General features: G+C 74.6%; 19 protein-coding genes. All 19 read right to left on the bottom strand.

All coding sequences use genetic code 11. The features are described 5' to 3' along the window. Positions 1-3: 3 nt before the first annotated feature. The 19 genes from ACZLKG_RS07155 to ACZLKG_RS07245 all read right to left on the bottom strand — a co-directional run bounded on the left by ACZLKG_RS07155 (position 4) and on the right by ACZLKG_RS07245 (position 19,682). Positions 4-1,143 carry a glycoside hydrolase family 88 protein gene (locus ACZLKG_RS07155; protein ID WP_463648343.1) on the bottom strand — a complete coding sequence of 380 codons (1,140 nt, stop codon included), beginning with the start codon at positions 1,141-1,143 and terminating at the stop codon, positions 4-6. Beyond that, complete coding sequence (locus ACZLKG_RS07160; RefSeq protein WP_463648344.1) at positions 1,143-3,248, bottom strand: hypothetical protein; 2,106 nt, start codon at positions 3,246-3,248, stop codon at positions 1,143-1,145. Before ACZLKG_RS07160 ends, ACZLKG_RS07155 begins: the two co-directional genes overlap by 1 nt. Further along, the gene (locus ACZLKG_RS07165) at positions 3,245-4,681 is read right to left on the bottom strand and encodes an MFS transporter (protein WP_425709888.1); all 1,437 of its coding nucleotides are present in this window, start codon (positions 4,679-4,681) and stop codon (positions 3,245-3,247) included. The genes ACZLKG_RS07160 and ACZLKG_RS07165 overlap by 4 nt, the downstream gene beginning before the upstream one ends. Then, on the bottom strand, positions 4,674-6,290 hold the full coding sequence (gene der / locus ACZLKG_RS07170) for a ribosome biogenesis GTPase Der (protein WP_425709887.1): 1,617 nt from the start codon (positions 6,288-6,290) through the stop codon (positions 4,674-4,676). The genes ACZLKG_RS07165 and der overlap by 8 nt, the downstream gene beginning before the upstream one ends. Further along, positions 6,287-6,994, bottom strand: coding sequence for a lysophospholipid acyltransferase family protein (locus tag ACZLKG_RS07175; RefSeq protein ID WP_463648345.1), 708 nt, complete (start codon positions 6,992-6,994; stop codon positions 6,287-6,289). The genes der and ACZLKG_RS07175 overlap by 4 nt, the downstream gene beginning before the upstream one ends. Beyond that, positions 6,991-7,767 (bottom strand): (d)CMP kinase, encoded by a 777-nt coding sequence (cmk, locus tag ACZLKG_RS07180; protein ID WP_425709885.1) that lies wholly within the window; start codon positions 7,765-7,767, stop codon positions 6,991-6,993. Before cmk ends, ACZLKG_RS07175 begins: the two co-directional genes overlap by 4 nt. Then, the gene (locus ACZLKG_RS07185; protein ID WP_425709884.1) at positions 7,764-8,936 is read right to left on the bottom strand and encodes a prephenate dehydrogenase; all 1,173 of its coding nucleotides are present in this window, start codon (positions 8,934-8,936) and stop codon (positions 7,764-7,766) included. The genes cmk and ACZLKG_RS07185 overlap by 4 nt, the downstream gene beginning before the upstream one ends. 37 nt (positions 8,937-8,973) lie before the next feature. Next, positions 8,974-9,885 (bottom strand): DUF2268 domain-containing putative Zn-dependent protease, encoded by a 912-nt coding sequence (locus tag ACZLKG_RS07190; protein ID WP_425709883.1) that lies wholly within the window; start codon positions 9,883-9,885, stop codon positions 8,974-8,976. A 136-nt stretch (positions 9,886-10,021) separates the two neighbouring features. Further along, positions 10,022-10,696, bottom strand: a complete 675-nt coding sequence (locus ACZLKG_RS07195) for an FMN-dependent NADH-azoreductase (protein ID WP_425709882.1) — start codon at positions 10,694-10,696, stop codon at positions 10,022-10,024. Between the two features lie 41 nt (positions 10,697-10,737). After that, positions 10,738-11,580: a tryptophan-rich sensory protein gene (locus ACZLKG_RS07200; protein WP_463648346.1), complete on the bottom strand. Its 843-nt coding sequence runs from the start codon at positions 11,578-11,580 to the stop codon at positions 10,738-10,740. After that, positions 11,543-12,043 (bottom strand): pyrimidine dimer DNA glycosylase/endonuclease V, encoded by a 501-nt coding sequence (locus ACZLKG_RS07205; RefSeq protein ID WP_425709880.1) that lies wholly within the window; start codon positions 12,041-12,043, stop codon positions 11,543-11,545. The genes ACZLKG_RS07200 and ACZLKG_RS07205 overlap by 38 nt, the downstream gene beginning before the upstream one ends. Then, entirely contained in the window at positions 12,043-13,629 is a 1,587-nt protein-coding gene (locus ACZLKG_RS07210; protein WP_463648347.1) for an SDR family oxidoreductase, read from the bottom strand. Before ACZLKG_RS07210 ends, ACZLKG_RS07205 begins: the two co-directional genes overlap by 1 nt. 2 nt (positions 13,630-13,631) lie before the next feature. Next, complete coding sequence (locus tag ACZLKG_RS07215) at positions 13,632-14,564, bottom strand: prenyltransferase (RefSeq protein ID WP_463648348.1); 933 nt, start codon at positions 14,562-14,564, stop codon at positions 13,632-13,634. Then, a complete protein-coding gene (locus ACZLKG_RS07220) occupies positions 14,561-14,905 on the bottom strand; it encodes a lycopene cyclase domain-containing protein (RefSeq protein WP_463648349.1) in 345 nt (114 codons plus the stop codon). Before ACZLKG_RS07220 ends, ACZLKG_RS07215 begins: the two co-directional genes overlap by 4 nt. Beyond that, positions 14,902-15,315 (bottom strand): lycopene cyclase domain-containing protein, encoded by a 414-nt coding sequence (locus ACZLKG_RS07225; RefSeq protein WP_463648350.1) that lies wholly within the window; start codon positions 15,313-15,315, stop codon positions 14,902-14,904. Before ACZLKG_RS07225 ends, ACZLKG_RS07220 begins: the two co-directional genes overlap by 4 nt. Next, positions 15,312-17,135: a phytoene desaturase family protein gene (gene crtI / locus ACZLKG_RS07230; RefSeq protein WP_463648351.1), complete on the bottom strand. Its 1,824-nt coding sequence runs from the start codon at positions 17,133-17,135 to the stop codon at positions 15,312-15,314. Before crtI ends, ACZLKG_RS07225 begins: the two co-directional genes overlap by 4 nt. Beyond that, the gene (locus ACZLKG_RS07235; protein ID WP_463648352.1) at positions 17,132-18,007 is read right to left on the bottom strand and encodes a phytoene/squalene synthase family protein; all 876 of its coding nucleotides are present in this window, start codon (positions 18,005-18,007) and stop codon (positions 17,132-17,134) included. Before ACZLKG_RS07235 ends, crtI begins: the two co-directional genes overlap by 4 nt. Beyond that, positions 18,004-19,083, bottom strand: a complete 1,080-nt coding sequence (locus ACZLKG_RS07240; RefSeq protein ID WP_463648353.1) for a polyprenyl synthetase family protein — start codon at positions 19,081-19,083, stop codon at positions 18,004-18,006. The genes ACZLKG_RS07235 and ACZLKG_RS07240 overlap by 4 nt, the downstream gene beginning before the upstream one ends. Continuing rightward, positions 19,080-19,682, bottom strand: a complete 603-nt coding sequence (locus ACZLKG_RS07245; protein WP_463648354.1) for a MarR family winged helix-turn-helix transcriptional regulator — start codon at positions 19,680-19,682, stop codon at positions 19,080-19,082. The genes ACZLKG_RS07240 and ACZLKG_RS07245 overlap by 4 nt, the downstream gene beginning before the upstream one ends. Positions 19,683-19,697 lie beyond the last annotated feature (15 nt).

Consider the following 19,697-nt stretch of genomic DNA (forward strand, 5'->3'; position numbering starts at 1 on the left):
CCGCTACGCGAGGCGGTCGTCCTCGATCGCCGCGAGCGCGAGCGCGGCGAGCCCCCACGGATGGTCGCGCCCCGGGCGCACCGCAAGATAGCCCGCGCGCGGCAGGACGGGCAGCGGGATCGTCGGGCCCGAGACCTCGGGCAACGACCATCGGCCATGACGCCGGTCGACCGCGCCGACCACCGCGGCCAGCGCGCGCCGGGCGGGCACCACGTAGGACTCCTCGAGGAGCCCGAGCCGAACGGCCCGCAACCAGCCGCCGGCCACGAGCGCGGTGGCGGAGAGCTCGCGGTAGCCTCCGGACGGCTCCAGGAGCGTCGGCCAGGTGCCGTCGGGCCGTTGACGACGCCGGGTCGCCGCGCTGGTCGACCCGAGCACGTCCACGGCTCGCGCGAGCTCGACGGGGCGCGACGCCCCGTCGGCCACCGGGTCCGGCCGGCCCGCCGGCGAACCCGGCCCGGCAGGAGGTCCGGACCCCACGACCTCGAGGATCGCCGGGAGTGCCGCGACGACCCAGGCGTTCCCCCGCGCCCAGGCCACGCGCGGGTACCGCCGCCCGTGCGCGCCGCCGAACCGCCCCGGCGCCCACCACGAGTGCGCCCACAGCCCGGTGACCGGATCCTGCAGCAGGTCGGCGAAGGCGCCCGGCATCGCGGCGGCCGTGGCGGTCAGCCGTTCGTCCCCCCGGGCCGCGCCCTCGCGGGCCGCGAGCACGCCGACCATCATCAGCGAGTCCACCCACACCGACCGGGGGTAGAACCTCGAGTAGCCCGACGTACCGAGGTGGTTCGCCGCTCCCCCGCCCGGCGGGCCGCCGAGCGGCTCCTCCGCACGCACGGCGGCCAGGGCGCGGTCGGTGGCCCGGGCGTAGCGCGACTCGCCGGTGCGGCGGGCCAGCTCGGCGGTGACCAGCGCGGGGGCGATCGTGTCCGCACTGACCGGCAGCGCGCCCCGTTCGAGGTGGTGGTCGGCGAACCGGGCGAGCCATGCCTCGTAGCCGCGGTCGCCGACGGCGGTCTCCACCTCGGCGAGCGCGAGCCCGAGCAGGGCCGGTCCCCACATCCACGGCCGGACGGGCCGCGTGGCGTCCGAGGCGACGACATCGTCGAGCAGCTCGACCGTGCGCGCAAGGGCGAACCTCATCACCGCTGCTCCTGCCGACCACGGGGCGTGAGGACGAGCTCGTGACCGTCGTGCCGGACCGTGAGGCGGTCCGGGAACCGCTCCACGTGGGTGTCCCCGAACGAGAGCCGCGGGTGCTCACGCGTCAGGGCCGCGCCGTCGCGGTACATCCCCCGACGCCAGGTGAGGCGCCACTCGCCGACGGGCACCCGCCCGTCCCGGCCTGGCACGGACGCCGGGTCGCCGGCACCGGTCGCGGTCCCGCCGGGCACCCGGGCGTCGTCGCCGGCGATCCGGAGCACGAGGGTGCGGCCGGCGTCGTCGATCTGCAGCGTCGAGCGCCGGATCCGCTCACGGAAGGACGGGAACCCCTCGCCGGCGTCCGCCACGACCACCGCCCATCCGGTGACGTCGCCGGCCTGCACGAGCTCCCCGGGCTCGCCGGTGCGCATCGGACGCAGGGACCGCACGCCGACCAGGCCGTCGCCCGCCTGCGCGACCACCCAGTCGTCGCCCCGGTCCTGCCGGTCGAACCGGTCCTCCCGCCACAGCAGGTGCGTCCACCGGTGCCGCTCGCGCTCGAGATACCCGTGCCGCCCCCCGAGGCGGTGCAGCGCGAGGAGCACCTGACCGTCCTGGCCGACGTCGGGGTTGCGCCCGTTGCCGGTCCACGCCGACGGGGAGAAGTTCCGCGCGACGTCGTCGAACATCGCCCGCCCCGGATGCGTGGCGAGGACCGGGACTCCCCCGGGCAGGGTCGCCTGCCACAGGTGCTGCTGGTCGCCGTACCCACCCGGCTCGTGGTGCTGGACCGACGACAGCGCGAGCCCGCTCCGCCGCCAGGTCGTCACGTCCGCACGACGGATCGTCACTCCCCGCGTGGCCGGGTCCACGGCGTGCACGAGGGCGGGCAGGATCGCGCGCGGGACGTGCCGGAACGCGGCCAGCGGTGAGAGGAACCGGTTGCGCCACAGTCCCCACCGCGCCACGAGGGCCATCGTGATGCGCACCGACTCGGGGTCCGTGAACGACTCCATCGACCACAGCAGCAACCCCCTGCGCTCGAGGTCGTCCGGGTCGGCGACGTATCCGGCGACCTCGCCGATGTCGAGGCCGAAGCTCTCCCGCACCAGCATCGGCGAGGTGTCCGCGACGATCGACCGCGCCACCGCCGGCGCACGGTAGGAGGACACGCGCAGCAGGCCGCCGAGGCGGTCGGCACCGCGGGCTCGCACCGCGTCGTCGTCCCGGTGCACCGGCGCGCGCCCTGACCGGTCGTTGAGCAGCCACGCGAGGACCGGGGCGACCTCCTGGGTCGACGGCGCCACCTTCTGCGCGCCGTAGGCCCGGCCCGCGCTGCCGACGAGCACCCCGCCGGCGGAGTGCAGGGCGAGGTCGATCGTCAGCAGGTCGAGGGCCCCGCGCGCCCGCTCGCGCAGATCCTCGTCGTCGGTCACGTCGATGAGGACGGCCAGCGCGGCTGCGTCCTCCTCGTAGTACGTGGGCGAGAGCCACTCGACGAACCCGATCCGGAACCGGTCCGCCAGCCACGTCCGGAGCCGGTCGGCGGCGAGATCGGCGTGCTCACGGCCGGTCGCCCCGGACGCGGAGAAGCGCCGGGTCGGGTACGCGAGCCCCGCCGCGTGCTCCGCGACCGCCGCCACGACCTGGTGGTTCTCCGACCACAGGCACATCGAGTCGTCGCCCGGCACGTCGAGGGAGTACCTAAAACCTGTGAGGGTGTCGCGGAGCCGGTCCCGGACCTCGGCCGGCAGGCGCCACGGCGCACGCGCCTCGCGCCACGGCGCACGGGCCCCGGTCCCTGCGGCGAGCTCCGCGTTCGCGCGCTCCCCGGACCCCGACGTGACCTCCGCGTTCGCGACCTCCGCGTTCGCGAGGTCCGCGTGCACCACGCGCGCGAGCGTGAGCGCCCGGAAGTCGGCGCAGTCGATGCGCAGGTCGACGAAGCGCGCCCGGTCGAGCAGCGGCGCCACGTCGACCGGTCGTCCCGCCACGAGATCGGGCAGGGCGGCGAACCCGGAGGGGCCCATCTTCTCGCCCATGCCGGGGTCGTCGGTGGGCGGCGGCGCGTCGTGGCCGAGCCGCCGCAGGCGTCGCGCGCTCATGCCGGCCCCCCGGCCGCCCCACGTCGCTCCGCGAGCGTCCGCGCCGTCACCAGCGCGCGGTCGCGCGTGATCGGGTAGCCGCGCGAGACCCGCCGGCCGAGCAGGAGCATGGCCCCGACCCCCACGCCGAGCACGAGCCGGATCCCCCACCGGGTAGCCTCCGACTGCTCGACGACCTCGGTGCCGACGGGCGCGACGTAGCCGGTGAGCTCGAGCACGAGCCCGATGAGCTGGACGACGACGGCGGTCGCCAGCCCGCGCACGAACGTCATGAGACCGCTGAAGGAGCCCGCGTCCCTGCGGCCGGTGGCGAGCTCGGCGTCGTCGACGACGTCCCCGAACATCACCCACGGCATGAGCTGGGCGCCGGCCATGCCGACGGCCAGCGCGAGCGCGACGCCGTACAGGCCCCACACGGGCCACGTCCCCGGGTACAGGGCGACGCCGGCCGCCGCGGCGATCCCCAGCGGCAGCAGGGTGCGGTAGACGGTCGCCTTCGACACGCGCCCGACGAGCGCGGTGACGATCGGGTAGGCCACGACGTTGACGGCGATGAAGAGGCCGAGCACCACCTGGGAGCTCGCGCCGGACACCACGTACAGCGTGTAGTACAGGAGCGAGGCCGTGATGATGTCGAGCGCCAGGGAGTGGCCGAGGTACATGCCCAGGAGGCGCCGGAACGTGGGGATCCGCAGCGGCGCGACGAACGCGCGCGGGGTCACGGGCTCGATCGTCTCCGGCAGCGGCGTCCGCTCCCTCGAGACGAGGGCCGAGGTCAGCACGCAGGCCGCGAGGACGACACCGAGTCCGAGGACGATCCCCGTGTAGAGCCCGCCGACGGTCAGGTCGCCCCCGCGGTAGGCCTCGAACAGGAAGGTCGCGAGCAGCGAGCAGACCGCCGAGGACACGGTGGAGAGCAGGAGCCTGAGTGTGTTGACGCGGTTGCGGACGTCGTAGTCCGTGGCGATCTCGGTCGACAACGACGCGTACGGCACCGCCATGACCGTCTGCACGGTGGCGTACAGCAGGTAGGAGGCCACCGCCCACGCGAACATCGACAGCTGGCCGGAGACGGGCAGCTGCGGCAGCCAGAGCAGCGCCATCGCCGGCACGAGCAGCAGCGCGCCGACGATCATGTACGGCCGGCGGCGCCCCCACCGCGTGCGGGTGCGGTCCGACAGGGCACCCATGAGCGGGTCGTTGACGGCGTCCCACACCTTGGCCACGAGCACCACCGAGCCGGCGAGGCCGGGCCTGAGGCCGACGACGTCGGTGAGGAAGATGAGGTAGACGACGGAGATGAGCGAGCTGGCCCCGCCCATGAAGACGTCGCCGACGGCGAACCCCAGCCGTTCGCCCCGCCCGGGCTGCGCGCGTCCGCCGACCGACCGGTCCTGACCGTCCGGGTCGGCGACGCGCGCGGCGTCAGGCACGGCGTCGCTCGCGGACCCGGACCGAGATCTCGATGGGGGTGCCGACGAAGCCGAAGGCCGCCCGCAGTCGGTTCTCGATGAACCGCCGGTAGCCGGCCTCGATGAATCCCGAGGCGAACAGCACGAACCGGGGAGGGCGCGCGGACACCTGGGTGGCGAAGAGGATCCGGGGCTGCTTGCCGCTGCGGACCGGGTGCGGGTGCGCGGCCGCGAGCTCGCCGATGAACGCGTTGAGCCGGCCCGTCGGCACGCGCGTGGACCACGAGTCCAGCGCGGCGTCGAGCGCGCGGGCGAGGCGGTTGGTGTGCCAGCCCGTCATGGCCGCGAGGTTGATGCGGGGCGCCCACGTCACCTGGACGAGGTCCCGCTCGATCTCGCGCTCGAGCATGTGGCGGCGCTCGTCGTCGACGAGGTCCCACTTGTTCATGACGACGACCAGGGCACGCCCGGCGTCGACCACCTGCTGGACGACGCGCAGGTCCTGCTCGGCCAGCGGTTCGGAGGCGTCCATGAGGACCACCCCGACCTCGGCGCGCTCGATGGCGGCCTGGGTGCGGATCGACGCGTAGTAGTCCGCGCCGCTCGACTGGTGGACGCGGCGCCGGATGCCCGCGGTGTCGACGAACCACCAGGCGCGCCCGTCGAGGTGGACGACCTCGTCGACCGGGTCCCGGGTGGTGCCGGCGATCTCGCTGACGACGACCCGCTCGCTGCCGGCGAGCGAGTTGAGCAGGGAGGACTTGCCGACGTTCGGCCGTCCCACGAGGGCGACCCGCCGGGGGCCGCCGGGCGGGAGCGGGGCGGCGACGGCGGAGACCTCGGGCAGGACCGCCATCGCGGCGTCGAGAGCGTCGCCGCTGCCCCGGCCGTGCATGGCCGAGACCGGGTGGGGCTCGCCGAGGCCGAGCGACCAGAGCATCGCGGCGTCAGGCTCCTGGTAGGCGGAGTCGACCTTGTTGGCCACGAGGACCACCGGCTTGCCGGAACGGCGCAGGAGCTGGACGACCCGTTCGTCGGTGTCGGTGGGACCGACGACGGCGTCGACCACGAGCAGCACGGCGTCGGCGAGATCGATCGCGGTCTCGGCGGCCTGGGCGACCTGGGCGTCCAGGCCGCGGGCGTCGACCTCCCAACCACCGGTGTCGACGAGCGTGAACCGGCGGCCGGCCCACTCCGCCGGGTAGCTCACGCGGTCCCGGGTGACTCCGGGCGTGTCCTGGACGACGGCCTCCCGCCGGCCCAGGATCCGGTTGACGAGGGTCGACTTGCCCACGTTGGGTCGGCCGACGACGGCCAGCACGGGCAGGCCGGCCTCGATCTCCGTGTCGTCGTCGAGCTGTCCCTCGCCGTCGAGCACGGCGAGGTCCTCGTCGCCGAGGTCGTACTGCTGCAGGCCGGCCAGGAGCGCCTCGGCGCGGCGGGCCTCGTCGTCGTCGTCGGCCTCGGGCACGTCGGGGCGCTCCGGCGGGGCGTCGGAGTCCCAGTCCCCGACGACGAAGCCCGGCTCGGTGGCCGGCGTGCCGTCGCCGCCGGGCGTCGAGGCGGCCGGCCGCTGGTCGGCGGCCGGGGCGTCGGTGGGGCCTGTGGTGGGGTCGGTGGGCTCGCTCATCGGGGGTCCTCGTCGTCGGGCAGGGGGATGCCGGTCCGTTCCACGGAGTCGGCGACGTGCGCGGACAGCGCCCGGCCGATCTGCTCCATCGCGGCGGTGATGGCGGTGCGGCCCGACGCGCCCGCGGGCACCTCGACGGCCACCGGCTCGCCGATGACGACCGTGAGCCTCGAGCGCGGCGGGGAGACGTAGGACCGGGGGGTACCGGGCGGGCGGGTGCCGAGGATCGCGACGGGCACGACCGGCGCGCCCGACTGGACGGCCAGCCACGCCACGCCCGCGTGGACCTGGCTCGCGTCGCCGCGGCCGCGGGAGCCCTCGGGGAAGATCCCGACGAGCCGGCCCTCGGACAGGAACTGCTTGGCGATCTGCAGGGCGTTGCGACCGGCACGGCGGTCGACCGGGATCTGGCCGGCGAGCGTCATGAGGAACCCGAGCGGGCTGTCCCAGAACTCCTGCTTGATGATCATGTGCGAGCCGCGCGGGAGGGCGCCGTGCAGGAGCGGGCCGTCGACGATGCCGGTGTGGTTGGAGGCCACGATGCCCTGTCCCGTCGCCGGCACGTTCTCCGCACCGACGATCCTCGTGCGCCACCATCCGTGGGCGAGCACCTGCCCGACCCTGCGGGACCACACGGGGCCCCAGCGCAGGATGTCGTCCGCCGACGTGCGCCGGCCGCGCGAGCGGGTGTCCTTGTCCGTCATCGGTGTCCCTTCGTCGACGCCACCAGCTCGCGGACCGCGGCGACGACCTCGGGCAGGTCGAGGTCGGAGGTGTCCAGCGTGGTCACCCCGTCCGCGGCGGTGAGGAAGCTCGTGGTGGCGGAGTCGGTCGTGTCCCGGTCGAGGACCTCGGCGCGCGTCGCGGCGACCGCCTCGGCGTCGCTGGAGCCGCGGACCTCGCGGGCGCGGCGGGCGAGCCGGGCCTCCTCGCTGGCGGTGAGCAGCAGCCGCACGTCGGCGTCCGTGGCGAGCACGGTCGTCACGTCGCGCCCCTCGGCGACCACCCCGCGGCCCGCAGAGACCGAGGCCCGGCCCGGCGTGGTCTCGTCGACGACGATCGCACGCTGGCGGCGTAGGAGGTCGGCGCGCACGTCGAGGTTCGAGGCGACGGCGGCCACGCGGCGGGTGAGCTCCGGGGTGCGGATGGCCTGCGAGACGTCCTCGCCGTCGAGCAGCGTGCGGGGCCGCTCGGGATCCAGGACCATCGTCAGCGGCATCGTGGCCACCCGGGCCGTCACGGCGGCCGGGTCGGGCTCGGCGAGGTCGAGCCCGCCGGACAGGCACCAGCGGGTCGCCGCCCGGTACATCGCCCCGGTGTCCAGGTAGGCGAGCCCGAGCGAGCCGGCGACCCGCCGCGCGACGGTCGACTTGCCGGAGCCGGCGGGTCCGTCGATCGCGAGGAGCAGGCCCGCGCCGCGGCCGGGCAGGTCGGGCCAGCGCTGTGCCGGTGTCGTCGGTATGTCGTCCGTGGTCATGAGGCGACCACCCTCCAGCCTCTGCGGTCGAGCTCGATCTCCAGGTCGGCGGCGGCCGACGGCACCACCGACAGTCGCACGAGACCGACGCGTTGTCCCGCCGAGTGCTCGATGCCGAGGTCCTCGATGCTCACGCCGGCGTCGCCGACCTCGCTGAACAGGCGGCCGAGCTGGCCGGGCGCGTCGGGGACGAGCACGGTGACCTCGGCGTAGCGGCGGGGCGCTCCCCCGTGCTTGCCGGGGATGCGGGCGGCCCCCTCGTTGCCGCCGCGGATCGCGTCGGCGAGCGGGCGGACCGCGCCGGCGGCGAGCGGGTCGGCGACGCCGAGATCCAGTGCGCCCAGCACCTCGTCGAGCGAGTCGCGCACGGACCGCAGCTCGGCGGCGAGCGCGGCCGCGTTCCCGGTGAGGATCGCGCTCCACAGCCGGGGGTCGGCAGCGGCGATCCGCGTGGTGTCGCGCAGCCCCTGGCCGGCGAGCCCGAGTGCGGCCTCGTCGGCGTGGTTGAGTCGCGCGGCGAGCAACGAGGACAGCACCTGGGGCAGGTGGGACACGACGGCGACGGCGCGGTCGTGCTCGGCAGCCGCCATGTCGACGGCGAACGAGCCGACGTCCTGCGCGAGCGCCCGCACGGTCCGCACCGCGTCCGCCGACGAGCGCTCGGTGGGGACCACGACCCAGGGCCGGCCGGCGAAGAGGTCCGCGTCCGCGCCGGTGGCGCCGGAGCGCTCGCGCCCGGCCATGGGGTGGGAGCCGACGTAGCGCGGCGCGGCCTCGCCCGCGCCGAGGAGGATGTCCCGGGCGACGACGTCCTTGACGGAGGCGACGTCGGTGACGACGGCACCCGGGTGGTGGGCGAGCTCGCGCAGCACGACCTCGGCGGCGACGTCGGGCGGCGTGGCCACGACGACGATCGCGGGCGTCGCGGGCTCCCGGGACCCGGGCTCGTCGGTCGGGGGTCCGCCCCCGACGGCGCTGCTCCCGGCCGCGATGTCTCCCGCGCCGAGGTCGCGCGCGAGGGCGAGCGAGACCGGGGAGGTGTCGGCCAGCCGGACCTCGACGCCGAGGGAGCGCAGGGCGAGCCCGAGGCTCGCGCCGAGCAGACCGGTGCCGACGATCCGCACCGGTCCCGCGGTGGCCGCGGCGCGGCGGGGAAGATCGTCGGTCACCGGGGAAGGCTAGCCCAGGCGGCGGGCCCGGCCGTGGTCACGCGCCGTGGGCGCACCCGCTACCGGCCGCCGCCCCGGGGGTCGCCGCGCGGATCTGCGCGCTGGGCACGTGCAGCGCCTCGGCGGCGCTCCGCCCGGTCCGGGCGAGGTAGGCGTCGACGAGACGGTTGCCGGCCGCGTACCCGCCGCCGGTGGGCACGCCCACCCCGGTACCACCGAACCGTTCGGCGATCGGGTCCCCGAGCACCCATGCGGTGACGTTCTGCATGCCTGTCACGTCCAGGCCGGTGAGGACGTGCGCGAACACCTCGTCGTCCTCCAGGTGCGGGATGCCGATCGGGGTGTGTCCGAGCTCGTTCCCGAACAGCTGCCGCGCGAAGGCGTCGGCCAGGCCCTCGGAGACGACGTGCTCGCCGACGTCGACGGTGGCCGGGTCCCACACCACGCCGCCGGGCGCGTAGCGGAGGTTGTGGTGCAGCTCGTGGACGGCGGCCGCCTCGAGGCGGGCGAGGTTCTCCTCGGTCGGCCACAGGGTGACCTGGATGTAGCCGGTCATCGCACCGTTGCCGTTGAGGCCGCGCGCCGGGCCCATGAACGTCTCGTCATCGGGATCCCCGAGCACGAGCAGGACGGTGATGTCCGGGACCTCGAGCCCGGGGACGGCACCGGTCAGGAGCTCGACCGCATCGGTCAGCGCGGCGCTGACCCTCGTCCACGCGTCCGCGGCCTCGAGGCGGTCCAGGGCCGCCAGCACGTCCTCGGTGCTCCGGTCGAGCGGGAAGCCCTGGCACATCGCGTGCAGGGCGACGAGGTCGACCTCGCCGGGAACGTAGCGATACATGTCCGCCATCGGCGCGAGCAGGTCGCGCAGGAGGTCGGGCCGGCCGGCCGGCGGCGCGGTGAGCACCTCCCGCATGCCGGACGCGGTGTCGAGCACGGTGATCGGCATGCCCATCACGGTAGGGACCGCAGGCGGGGACGTGCACGCGGTGTGCCCGATACGGCACTCCCGGATCACGTGCCGAGATCAACTCGACGTAGCTGGCGGGCGACCGGGCGGCACCGGCATCGCCCGTGCCAGGTGGTCAGACGTCCGGCTCGTCCGTACCGGTCCCGGCCGCCTCGCGCGCGAGCTCCTCCCCCATCGCCCGGGCCGCCTGCAGGGCGGCGGCTCGCTCCTCCTGCGCGCGCTGCCGCAAGGGAGCCATCGCCGGCACGAGGTCGGCGAGCGTGGCGTCGGCTCCGAGGAAGGTCAGCTGCATGCCCATCGCGTCCCCGAGCACGGCCTGCAGCACCGGGCGGCCGTGGTCCTCCGGTCCGTCGGCGTCGTCGTACACGGCCCCGCGGCTGGAGACGACGATCGCAGGCCGGCCGGCGAGCGGCTGGGTCTGGTGCTCGAGGAACGGCGCCGTCATGCCGAGCACGTGGACGTGGTCGAGCCAGGCCTTGAGCGTGGAGGGCAGCGAGTAGTTGTACAGCGGCGCTCCCACGAGCAGGACGTCGGCGGCGAGGAGCTCGCCGACGACCTGCAGCTGGTGCTGCTCGACGCGATGGCTGATCGTCGCGCCCCTCGGGCGCAGCGGTGGCGCGCAGTGCAGGTCGGCGTGCGGCAGGTGCGGCAGCGGGTCGGCGTGCAGGTTGCGCCACCGGACGGTCGCCCCGGGCACGGACGCCCAGGCGTCGGCGAACGCGCCGGTGATCTCGCGGGAGACGGAGCCGTCGGGCCGGGCGGAGGAGTCGAGTCGCAGCAGGTGAGCCATGCCACTGCACGGTACCGGTGTCGCACGCGGCCGGCGCGACGTCAGCTCTCCACGGTCGTCCGCGCACGACGCAGGCGTGCCGACACCGTCACGATCGCGACCACGGCCGCCGCGGCGATCGCCGCGTAGGCGGCAGGCCCGGAGAGCAGATCGCCGGTCAGTCGGGCGACGCCGACCCAGGCGAGCCCCCAGCAGATGGCCACGCTCGGGGCGAGACGCCCGCGGCTCCACAGGGCGAGCGCGGAACCGACCAGTCCGGCGACGGCGAGCACGGCGACCGCCCACGAGCCGGGGCTGCTCACCGACTCGCGCAAGCCGGCCTCCGCGAGCACGGCAGCCACGTTCGCGACCGTGGCCACGACGATCCACCCGAGGTAGAGCCCCGCGGTTCCGTCCGTGACGATCGTGTCGACGACGCCGGTGGACGGACGGCTCCGCAGCTCGACGAGAACGATGACGAGGACGACGAGGAGCACCGCCATGACGGCAAGGCTCAGCCAGAGGAGCGCCGCCTGCACGACGAGGAGCCATACGGCGTTGAGCAGCATCGACGCGGCGATCCAGAAGCCCACCCGCCGGTGCCGTTCGGCGGCCGCCGGGGCCGGCAGCCACTGCCACACCGCGTAGGCCACCAGTCCGATGTAGATCACCGACCAGATCGAGAACGCCGGTCCCGCGGGGGCCACGTGGGTGGCGTCGGCGGCGAACGCCCCACCTGCGGCCTCGGGCATCGACTCGCCGCCGAGCGCGCCGGAGCCGACCATGGCGCCGAGGATCGCCAGGACCGCGCTCACGGAGACGACCACGTGGCGGACGCGGTCGGCGCCCGTGGGACGGGTGTCCGACTCAGGCCTGCGGTGCGATCCCTGTGCGGGGTGTGCCATGCGATGTCCTCTCGTCGTTGGTGCTCTGCCGCTCCCACGTCGCCACCGGCCCGGGCACCTCGACGAGCGACGGGTGCGGATCAGGGTGCTCGACGCCGGCGAGGCGGGCGTGGACGTCGGGGCTGCGCCGCTGAAGCTTTCCGAGCAGGTGCTGCCACTCGAGCGCGAGCTGTCCGGTCGTCACGGTCATGGCTGGCGGACCGGACGCGTCACCGGGCGGGGTGCGGATCTTCGCGGCGTCGAACCGGTACCCGCGGGCATGTGCCTCGTCGGCGATACCGGCGAGGTACTCGCCCAGGGCGGCCAGGGGGTCGGCCTGCGAACGGAAGCGCTCGACCTGGGGATGGTTCGCGTACCCTCCGCCGCCCTTGATGACGACGGACTGCGCGAGCAGCGCCTCGCGCCAGGCGGCCGTCAGACCCTGCCGGTCGAGGTAGCGCGGATGCAGGGACCAGAGCCGCATCAGCCACCCACCTGCTCGTCGACGTCGTCGGACCGGGCGTCGGCGTCGCTCGCTCCGGCGGTCGCCAGGAGGGCGTCGGCCTCGGCGGCCTCCGCGGCTGCCGTGATCCGCTCCGTCATCCCCCCGAAGATCACCGCGTGGAAGGGCTGGAGGAGCAGCCAGTACAGGCGGCCCGTGAGCCCGCGCGGAAGGTAGACGGCGCGCTGACGGTAGACGGCACCCTCGCCGTCCGGGCCCGGTTCGATCCCCAGCTCGAGCCACGCCCGGCCCGGCATCCGCATCTCGGCGCGCAGCCGGAGCAGCCGCTCCGGCTCGAGCGCCTCGACCCGCCAGAAGTCCAGCGCATCGCCGACGTGCAGGTGGACCGTGTCGCGCCGACCCCGGCGCAGGCCCGCCCCGCCCACGAGCTTGTCGAGCACGCCGCGCACCGCCCAGGCGAGGGGGAACGAGTACCACCCGTTCTCCCCGCCGATGCCCTCCACGAAGGACCACAGCGTGCGTGGCGAGGCGCAGGTGGCGCGTGCCCGGTCGTCGGTGAGCACCCGCTGTCCGGCCCAGTCCGGGTCGGTGGGCAACGGATCGCTCGGGGCGCCCGCCGGTGTCGAGCCGCGCCAGCTGGTCGGCACGTTGCGCTCGTTCGTCCGAGCCAGGGCGAGGCGGACCGCCCGGCGGTAGGGCACCAGCCCCTCGGCCGGCGGCGGGATCAGGGCGTCGATGTCGCGCTCGGTGACGACGCACGAGTGGCGCAGCGATCCGACGATCGGCACCGCGAGGTCACGCGGGATCGGTGTGACGAGGTTGATCCACTGCGAGGCCAACCAGGGCGTGAGTACCGGCAGGGCGATGATCGTCCGCCGCGGCAGTCCTCTCTCGCGCGCGAACCCGTTGAGCATCTCCGCGTAGGTCAACGCGTCCGGGCCACCGATGTCGAACGCCCGGTCGATGTCGCCCTTCGCCGAGGCGGCCTCGACGAGGTAGTGCAGCACGTCACGGACGGCGATCGGCTGGACCCGGTTGCGCACCCACCTCGGCGCCGGCATGAGCGGCAGCACGTCGGCGAGGTGGCGCACCATCTCGAACGAGGCCGAGCCGGAGCCGATGACGGTGCCGGCCTGGAGCACGATCGCCGGCACCGAGCTGCCGAGGAAGACCTCACCGACAGCCACCCGGGAGCGCAGGTGCACGGTGAGCTGCTCGTCGCGCGGGTGCAGGCCGCCCAGATACACGATGCGCTCCACGCCCGCCGCCTCGGCCGCGCGGACGAACGCCCGAGCGGCACGCAGCTCGTCCACCTCGAAGTCCCGGCTCGCGGACAGTCCGTGGACGAGGTAGAACGCGACCTCGACCCCGTCCATCACCTCGTCCAGGGACGACTCGCTCAACAGGTCACCCTGCCGGACGTCGACGTCCCCGGCCCAGGGGACGTCCCGCAGCTTGTCCGGGGTGCGGACGAGCGCCCGGACGGCGTGTCCCGCCTCGAGCAGCTCGGGCACCAGGCGTCCACCGATGTAGCCGGTGGCACCGGTGACGAGCACGGTGCGGGGACGCTCGGCCCTGCGCACGGTGCGCGGTGGGATCGTCACCATGGTCAGACTCCTGTCCTCGCGGCGTGGATGAGGATCATCGTGGCGACGAACCCGCAGGCGTAGTTGATGACGAGGAAGTGCTTCCAGCCCCGGTTCGTGCGCGGGGAGTCGGCGTCGGCGACCGTGACGTACGGCAGCGCGGTCACGAGGTAGGGCACCGCGATCAGCGCTCCGAGGGGGCCGGGCCACGGCACGGCCAGCATGAGCAGCCCGGCCGCCGCCCAGAGCAGCATCGCGAGGCGGACCGTCCACCGGGCGCCGAGCACCGTGGCGACGGACGACAGCCCGCCGGCCCGGTCGGGCACGACGTCCTGCACGGCACCGAACGCGTGGCTCGCCATCCCCCACAGGAAGAACGCCACGAGCACGAGGGCAAGGGCGGGCGAGATCGCCTGGCCAGTGAGGACCGCGCCGTACAGCGCGGGGGTGGTGAAGTGTGCGCTGGAGGTTGCCGAGTCGAGGAACGGGACCTCCTTGAGTCGCAGCCCGGGAGCCGAGTAGGCGACGACGGCACACAGGCTCAGCCCCAGCACCAGCCAGGACACCGGGTCGCCCATGGCCACGAGCACGACGACGAACGGCACGACGGCGACGACCACGGCGACCAGCACCGCTCGGTGCTGGTCCGGTGCGAGCAGCGCGCCCTCCGCGCCCCCCTTGCGCGGGTTGAGGAGGTCGGAGGCGTGGTCGAAGACGTCGTTGATCCCGTACATGGCGAGGTTGTAGGGAACGAGGAAGAACAGCGTCCCGACGACGAGCGCGGCATCGACGTGCCCGCCGGTGAGGAGGTAGGCGGCGGCGAAGGGGTACGCCGTGTTGATCCAGCTCACCGGCCGGGACGCGAGGAGCAGCGCGGCGCCGAGGGGGCGGCGCGCCGCTGCGGTCGCGGTGGCCCGCCGGACGCTCGGTCCGCTCGGTCCGTTCGGTCCGCTCATTGGTCCTCCTCGGTGTCGTCCCCCGACCCGCCCCGCGGGGCGAGCAGCAGCCAGACGCCCGGCAGCAGGATCAGCGCGCCGAGGGGGTAGGCGAAGTCCTCCACCGGGACCCGTCCCACGCGCACCCCGGTCAGGCCGTCCCAGTCGTACTCGAACAGCCCGGCCGCGATCATGAGGTTGTCGAACGTCGCGGTGAGCACGGCAAGAAGCACCGCGGTGACGACCGCCGGGAGCCACCAGGTCCGCAGGACTGCCCGGGCACGTCCGGAACGGGCGAGGCCCGCAGCGAGGACCAGCGCCGCGAGCGGGAGGAAGATCGCGCAGAGCACGAGGTAGGTCATGTGCGACCGCCGCCCGTCCGGCCCTGGGCCTCCGCTCCGCCGGATCGGCCCGGCGTGCCAGGACGCGCCGGTGTCGCCGTGCCCGGCCCCGGTCGCTGCGTCCGCCCGAGGGCGCGCCCCGCGGCCATGAGCAGCACCATGGTGAGGTAGGACAGGAAGACGAGGAAGACGATCTCCTCGACGGGCATGTGTGGGGCCAGCAGGAGGCCGGTGGCGAACCGGGAGTCGAGGTGGCGGAACAGGCCGGTGACGATGCCGGCGGCGTCCCACGCGAGGAAGTAGGCGGTGCCCACGAGGACGACGAGCAGCGCCCGGCGCGGGGCCCGCCACAGGAAGAGCCGGTGACGGGCGTCGATCGTCGCCATGCCGGCCGTCGAGACCAGCAGCGCCGTGAGGTAGGCCCAGCTCATCGGGCACCGCCCGCCCCGGTGGCCGCGGCCTCCCGCGCCTCGGGGGCGCCGTCGTCCCCGGCGGAGGCCGCCGCGCCGGACGAGGCACCCGTGCCGCTCCCCCGGGCGTGCGGGGGCTCGGCCAGCGGGCCGGCCGTGCGATCGTCGCGCACGTGCTTGAGGACGAGCTCGGCGCTGATGAGGCACATCGGCACCCCGATGCCGGGAATCGTCGTCGCCCCCGCGGAGACCAGTCCGGCCACCCGCCGGGAGGCGGTGCGCCCGCGGAGGAAGGCGCTCTGCCGGAGCGTGTGGGCAGGGCCGAGCGCGCTGCCGCGGTAGGAGGAGAAGTCGCGCTCGAAGTCCCGGGGGCCCACGGTGCGGCGCACCACCACCCGCTCCGCCAGGTCGGGGATGCCGAGCCAGCGCGCGATCTGCTCGATCGCGATGTCGGCGACCCGTTCGACCCCCTCGTCACCGTCCCCGTCGATGCCGCCCGAGCCGATGGTCGTCCGCGCGGGCACCGGCACGAGGACGAAGAGGTTCTCGTGGCCGTCGGGAGCGACGGCCGGATCGGTGGCGCTCGGTCGGCAGACGTACAGGGACGGGGGGTCGGGGACCCGCGCGTGCGGGCCGAAGATCTGGGCGAAGCTCGCCCGCCACTCCTCGGCGAGCAGGAGGGTGTGGTGCTCGAGCCCCGGAAGCGCGCCGGTCACTCCGAGCATGACGAGGACGGCGCTCGGGCCCGGGTCGAGCCGCTCCCAGTGTCGACGCGAACGGTCCCCAGCCCCCGGGCCGAGCAGCGCGGTCTCCGTGTGGTGCAGATCGGCGGTGGTCACGACGAGGTCCGCGGCCAGGCGTCGCTCGCCCGGGCCACCGGCTGCCGGGTCGCCTGCGGTGCCGCCGTGGGGGGCGGACGCGTCAGCGGCGTCGTCGGAGCCGCCGGCTCCTCCGCCCCGCCAGCGCACGCCCGTCGCACGACCCGCGTGCGTGTCGATGCCCGTGACCTCCGCGCCGGTGACCACGGTGACGCCGTGCGCCCGGGCGAGGCGCTCGATCGAGGAGACGACGGCGGAGAAGCCCCCGCGCGGGTGGAACACGCCGACGTCGAGATCGAGGTGGCTCATCAGGTGGTACATCGCCGGGGCGGCGAACGGCGACGTCCCGAGAAGCACCGCGGGGTAGTCCAGCACGCGGTGCAGCCGGGTGTCGCTGACGACGCGACCGGCATGGCGGTGCATCGACGTGGAGAGCAGGCGCAGGAGCCCGGGAAGGCGCCCGAGCACGGGCCACGACAGCAGCGTCCGGGCGTCCGTGAAGGGGTTGTAGAGGAAGGTCTCCATGGCCGTGGCGTACGTCCGCGCGGCCGAGCGGAGGTAGCGCGCCACGCGTTCGCCGGACCCGGGCTCGAGGCGTTCGAACGTGGCGACGGTCGCCCCGAGGTCCGAGCGGAGGAGGAGCTGGTCGGCGGGTCTGCCGGGCGCGGGCTCGTAGACCACGCGGTAGGCGGGGTCGAGGCGCACGAGGTCGTACTGCTCGGCCGTCGTCGTGCCGAGGAGCCGGAAGAAGTGCTCGAACACCTCCGGCATGAGGTACCAGGACGGACCGGTGTCGAAGACGAACCCGTCCCGCTCCCACCGGCCGGCGCGGCCGCCGAGCGAGTCGTGCCGTTCGAGCAGCGTGACCTCGTGCCCGTCGCGCGCGAGCAGCGCGGCGGACGCGAGCCCGGCGACGCCGCCGCCCACCACGGCCACCGTCAACGGCCGACCCGACGCTGCCTGCGACGCCCGACGTCCGTGCGACTCCGGACGCGGGTGAGACTGCGGACGACTCCCGCTCATACCGACCGCCTCCCCGTACGGACCGCACCGGCGACGATGCATGCCTTGACCGCGGCGGGCACGCGTACCCGCCGCCGGGCGACGACCGAGGCCGGCACCCGCTCGATCCGGCGGTTGAGCTCGGCGAAGAGGCGCAGGGCCGCGGTCACCGCGGGACGCGCACCCGACGGCAGGTCGGGCAGCGAGTCGCGGGCCACGTCGAGGTCCCGGCGGATCGACGTGGTGATCTCGCCCTTGCGCTCGTCGCCGAGGACGCCGTCCGACGTCCCCGGGAAGTAGGTGCGGCCCAGCTCGTCGTGGTCCTCGGCGAGGTCGCGCAGGAAGTTGACCTTCTGGAAGGCGGCGCCGAGCCTGCGCGCGCCGTGCTCGAGGCGGGCGCGCCGGGCCGGAGAGACCTCGTCGTCACCGAGGAAGACCTCAAGACACATGAGGCCGACGACCTCCGCGGAACCGTAGACGTAGGCGTCGAGCATCTCCTGCGTGTAGGTCACCGTCGTGAGGTCGGCGCGCATGGACGCGAAGAAGGCCGCGGTGAGGTCCTCGCCGATACCGAACCGCCGGGCGGTGGCGACGAAGCTGTGCACGACCGGGTTGGCGCTGTAGCCCACCGCGCGTGCGCTGCGGAGCTCGTCCTCGAGGCGGTCGAGCACCTCGCCCCGCGCCGCGACGTCCAGGCCGGCGGCGTGGGCGGGACCGTCCACGATCTCGTCGGCGACCCGGACGAGCCCGTAGATGTTCGCGATGTGCGGTCGCATCTCGCGCGCCAGGAGCGCGCTGGCCAGGCCGAACGACGTCGAGTACTCGCGCAGCACAAGCCGGGACACCTTCGCCGAGGCGCGGTCGTAGCGCTCGAGCGCGGCGGACGCGCTCACGCCGCACGCTCCGCGCTGCGGTCGAGGACGTCGAGGAGGAGCTCGTCGAGCTCGTCGACGAAGCCGGCTCCGGCGACGATCGCCCGGACCGCGTCGCTCTCGGCGTCGATGGTGCGCTCGACCCGCTCGAGCGCCCCACAGTCCCGGATCACGGTCCGGAGCTGCTCGGCACCGGCGTCGGTCAGCGCCGGGGAGCCGAACAGGTGGCTGACCCGCGCCCAGTCGGGCGTGGTCCGGGCGAACGCCACGAGAAGGGTCTGCTTGCCCTCGCGCAGGTCGCCCTGGGCCGACTTCCCTGTGACGTCCGGCCGACCGAACACGCCGAGCACGTCGTCGCGCAGCTGGTAGACGACGCCGAGGCGGCGACCGATCTCGTCCAGGGCTGCACGGACGGCGTCGTCCGCACCGGCGAGGATCGACGCCGCCCTCAACGGGGCCTGGAAGGAGTAGCGGGCCGTCTTGAGCTCGATGGTGCGCAGCACGCGCGACCAGTCCGACTCCTCGAGGCCGAGGCCGAACCAGGCATCGGCGTGCTCGCCGGCGGCTGCGGCGACGACCGCGTCGTCGATGACCTGGACAAGCTCGAGCCGGACATCGCCGGGGGCGTCGCAGGAGGAGACGAGGCGGTGCGCGGAGCTGAGGAGGAGGTCACCGGCGATGATGCCCGAGGCCACGCCGAAACCGACGGCGCCTCCGGCGGTCGCGCCCCGGTCGACGACGTCTGCCGTGGCGCGTCCCGCGACGTTCGGCTGGCCCCGACGGCGGTCGTCGTTGTCGATGACGTCGTCGTGGGCGAGCAGCGCGTTGTGCAGGAGCTCGAACGCGCAGGCGACGTCGAGCGCGGGCCCGAGGTTCAGGTCGCTGTCGGACATGGTGCGCCACGCAGACATCACCAGCAGCGAGCGCAGCCGTTTGCCGCCGAGCACGAGATCGGCGAGGTGGTCGACCATGTCGCCGAAGGCGTGGTGGTGGCCGACGCCGCGCGTCCGCAGCTCGCGCGTGACCGCTCGGAGCCGCGCGTCGACGCGCGCCTCGTCCCGGTCTACGGTGCGTGCACGCTGCGCGATCTGCGTCATGCCCGGCCCCCGTCCGAGCCCGTGACCGCAGGACGAGCACCGTCAGGGCCGTCGCCCGGGTCGTCGTCCAGCCGGCCGGCGAGGTCCAGGAGGAAGTGCGTGACCGCGCGTCGCTCGACCGAGCTCAGACGTGCTGCCGCGGCGAACCTGCGGGCATGCTGCACCCCGACGTGCCCGCGCGCACTCTGCCGCGTGTGCGGGGTGACGGTCAGCACGACCCCTCGGCGGTCGGTCGGGTGCGGGGCGCGGACGACGTGGCCGCCGGACTGGAGCCTGTCCAGCAGCTTCGTCACCGCGGCACTGGTCAGACCCAGGTACTCGGCCACCATCGCGGGCGTGACCACGGCACCGATGCGGGCGCCGCCCATGATGAGACGCAGAGCCTGCATGTCCCGCTCGGACAGCGCCATGTAGTCGCTGGAGGCCTTGGCCTGCCGCGCCTCCTCGCCCTTCCACGCCTGCAGCGCCCGCATCACCTGGCCGATCTCGGCGAGGTCGGTCTCGCTCAGCCCGTCCAGGTCGAGGAGCCCGCCGTCGGGGTCCATCGAGGCGTGGTCGTGGAAGGAGTGGACGATCCGCCGGACCGGTTCGGAGAGCACCCGACAATACTAACT

The sequence above is a fragment of the Georgenia sp. Z2081 genome, assembly GCF_055326445.1.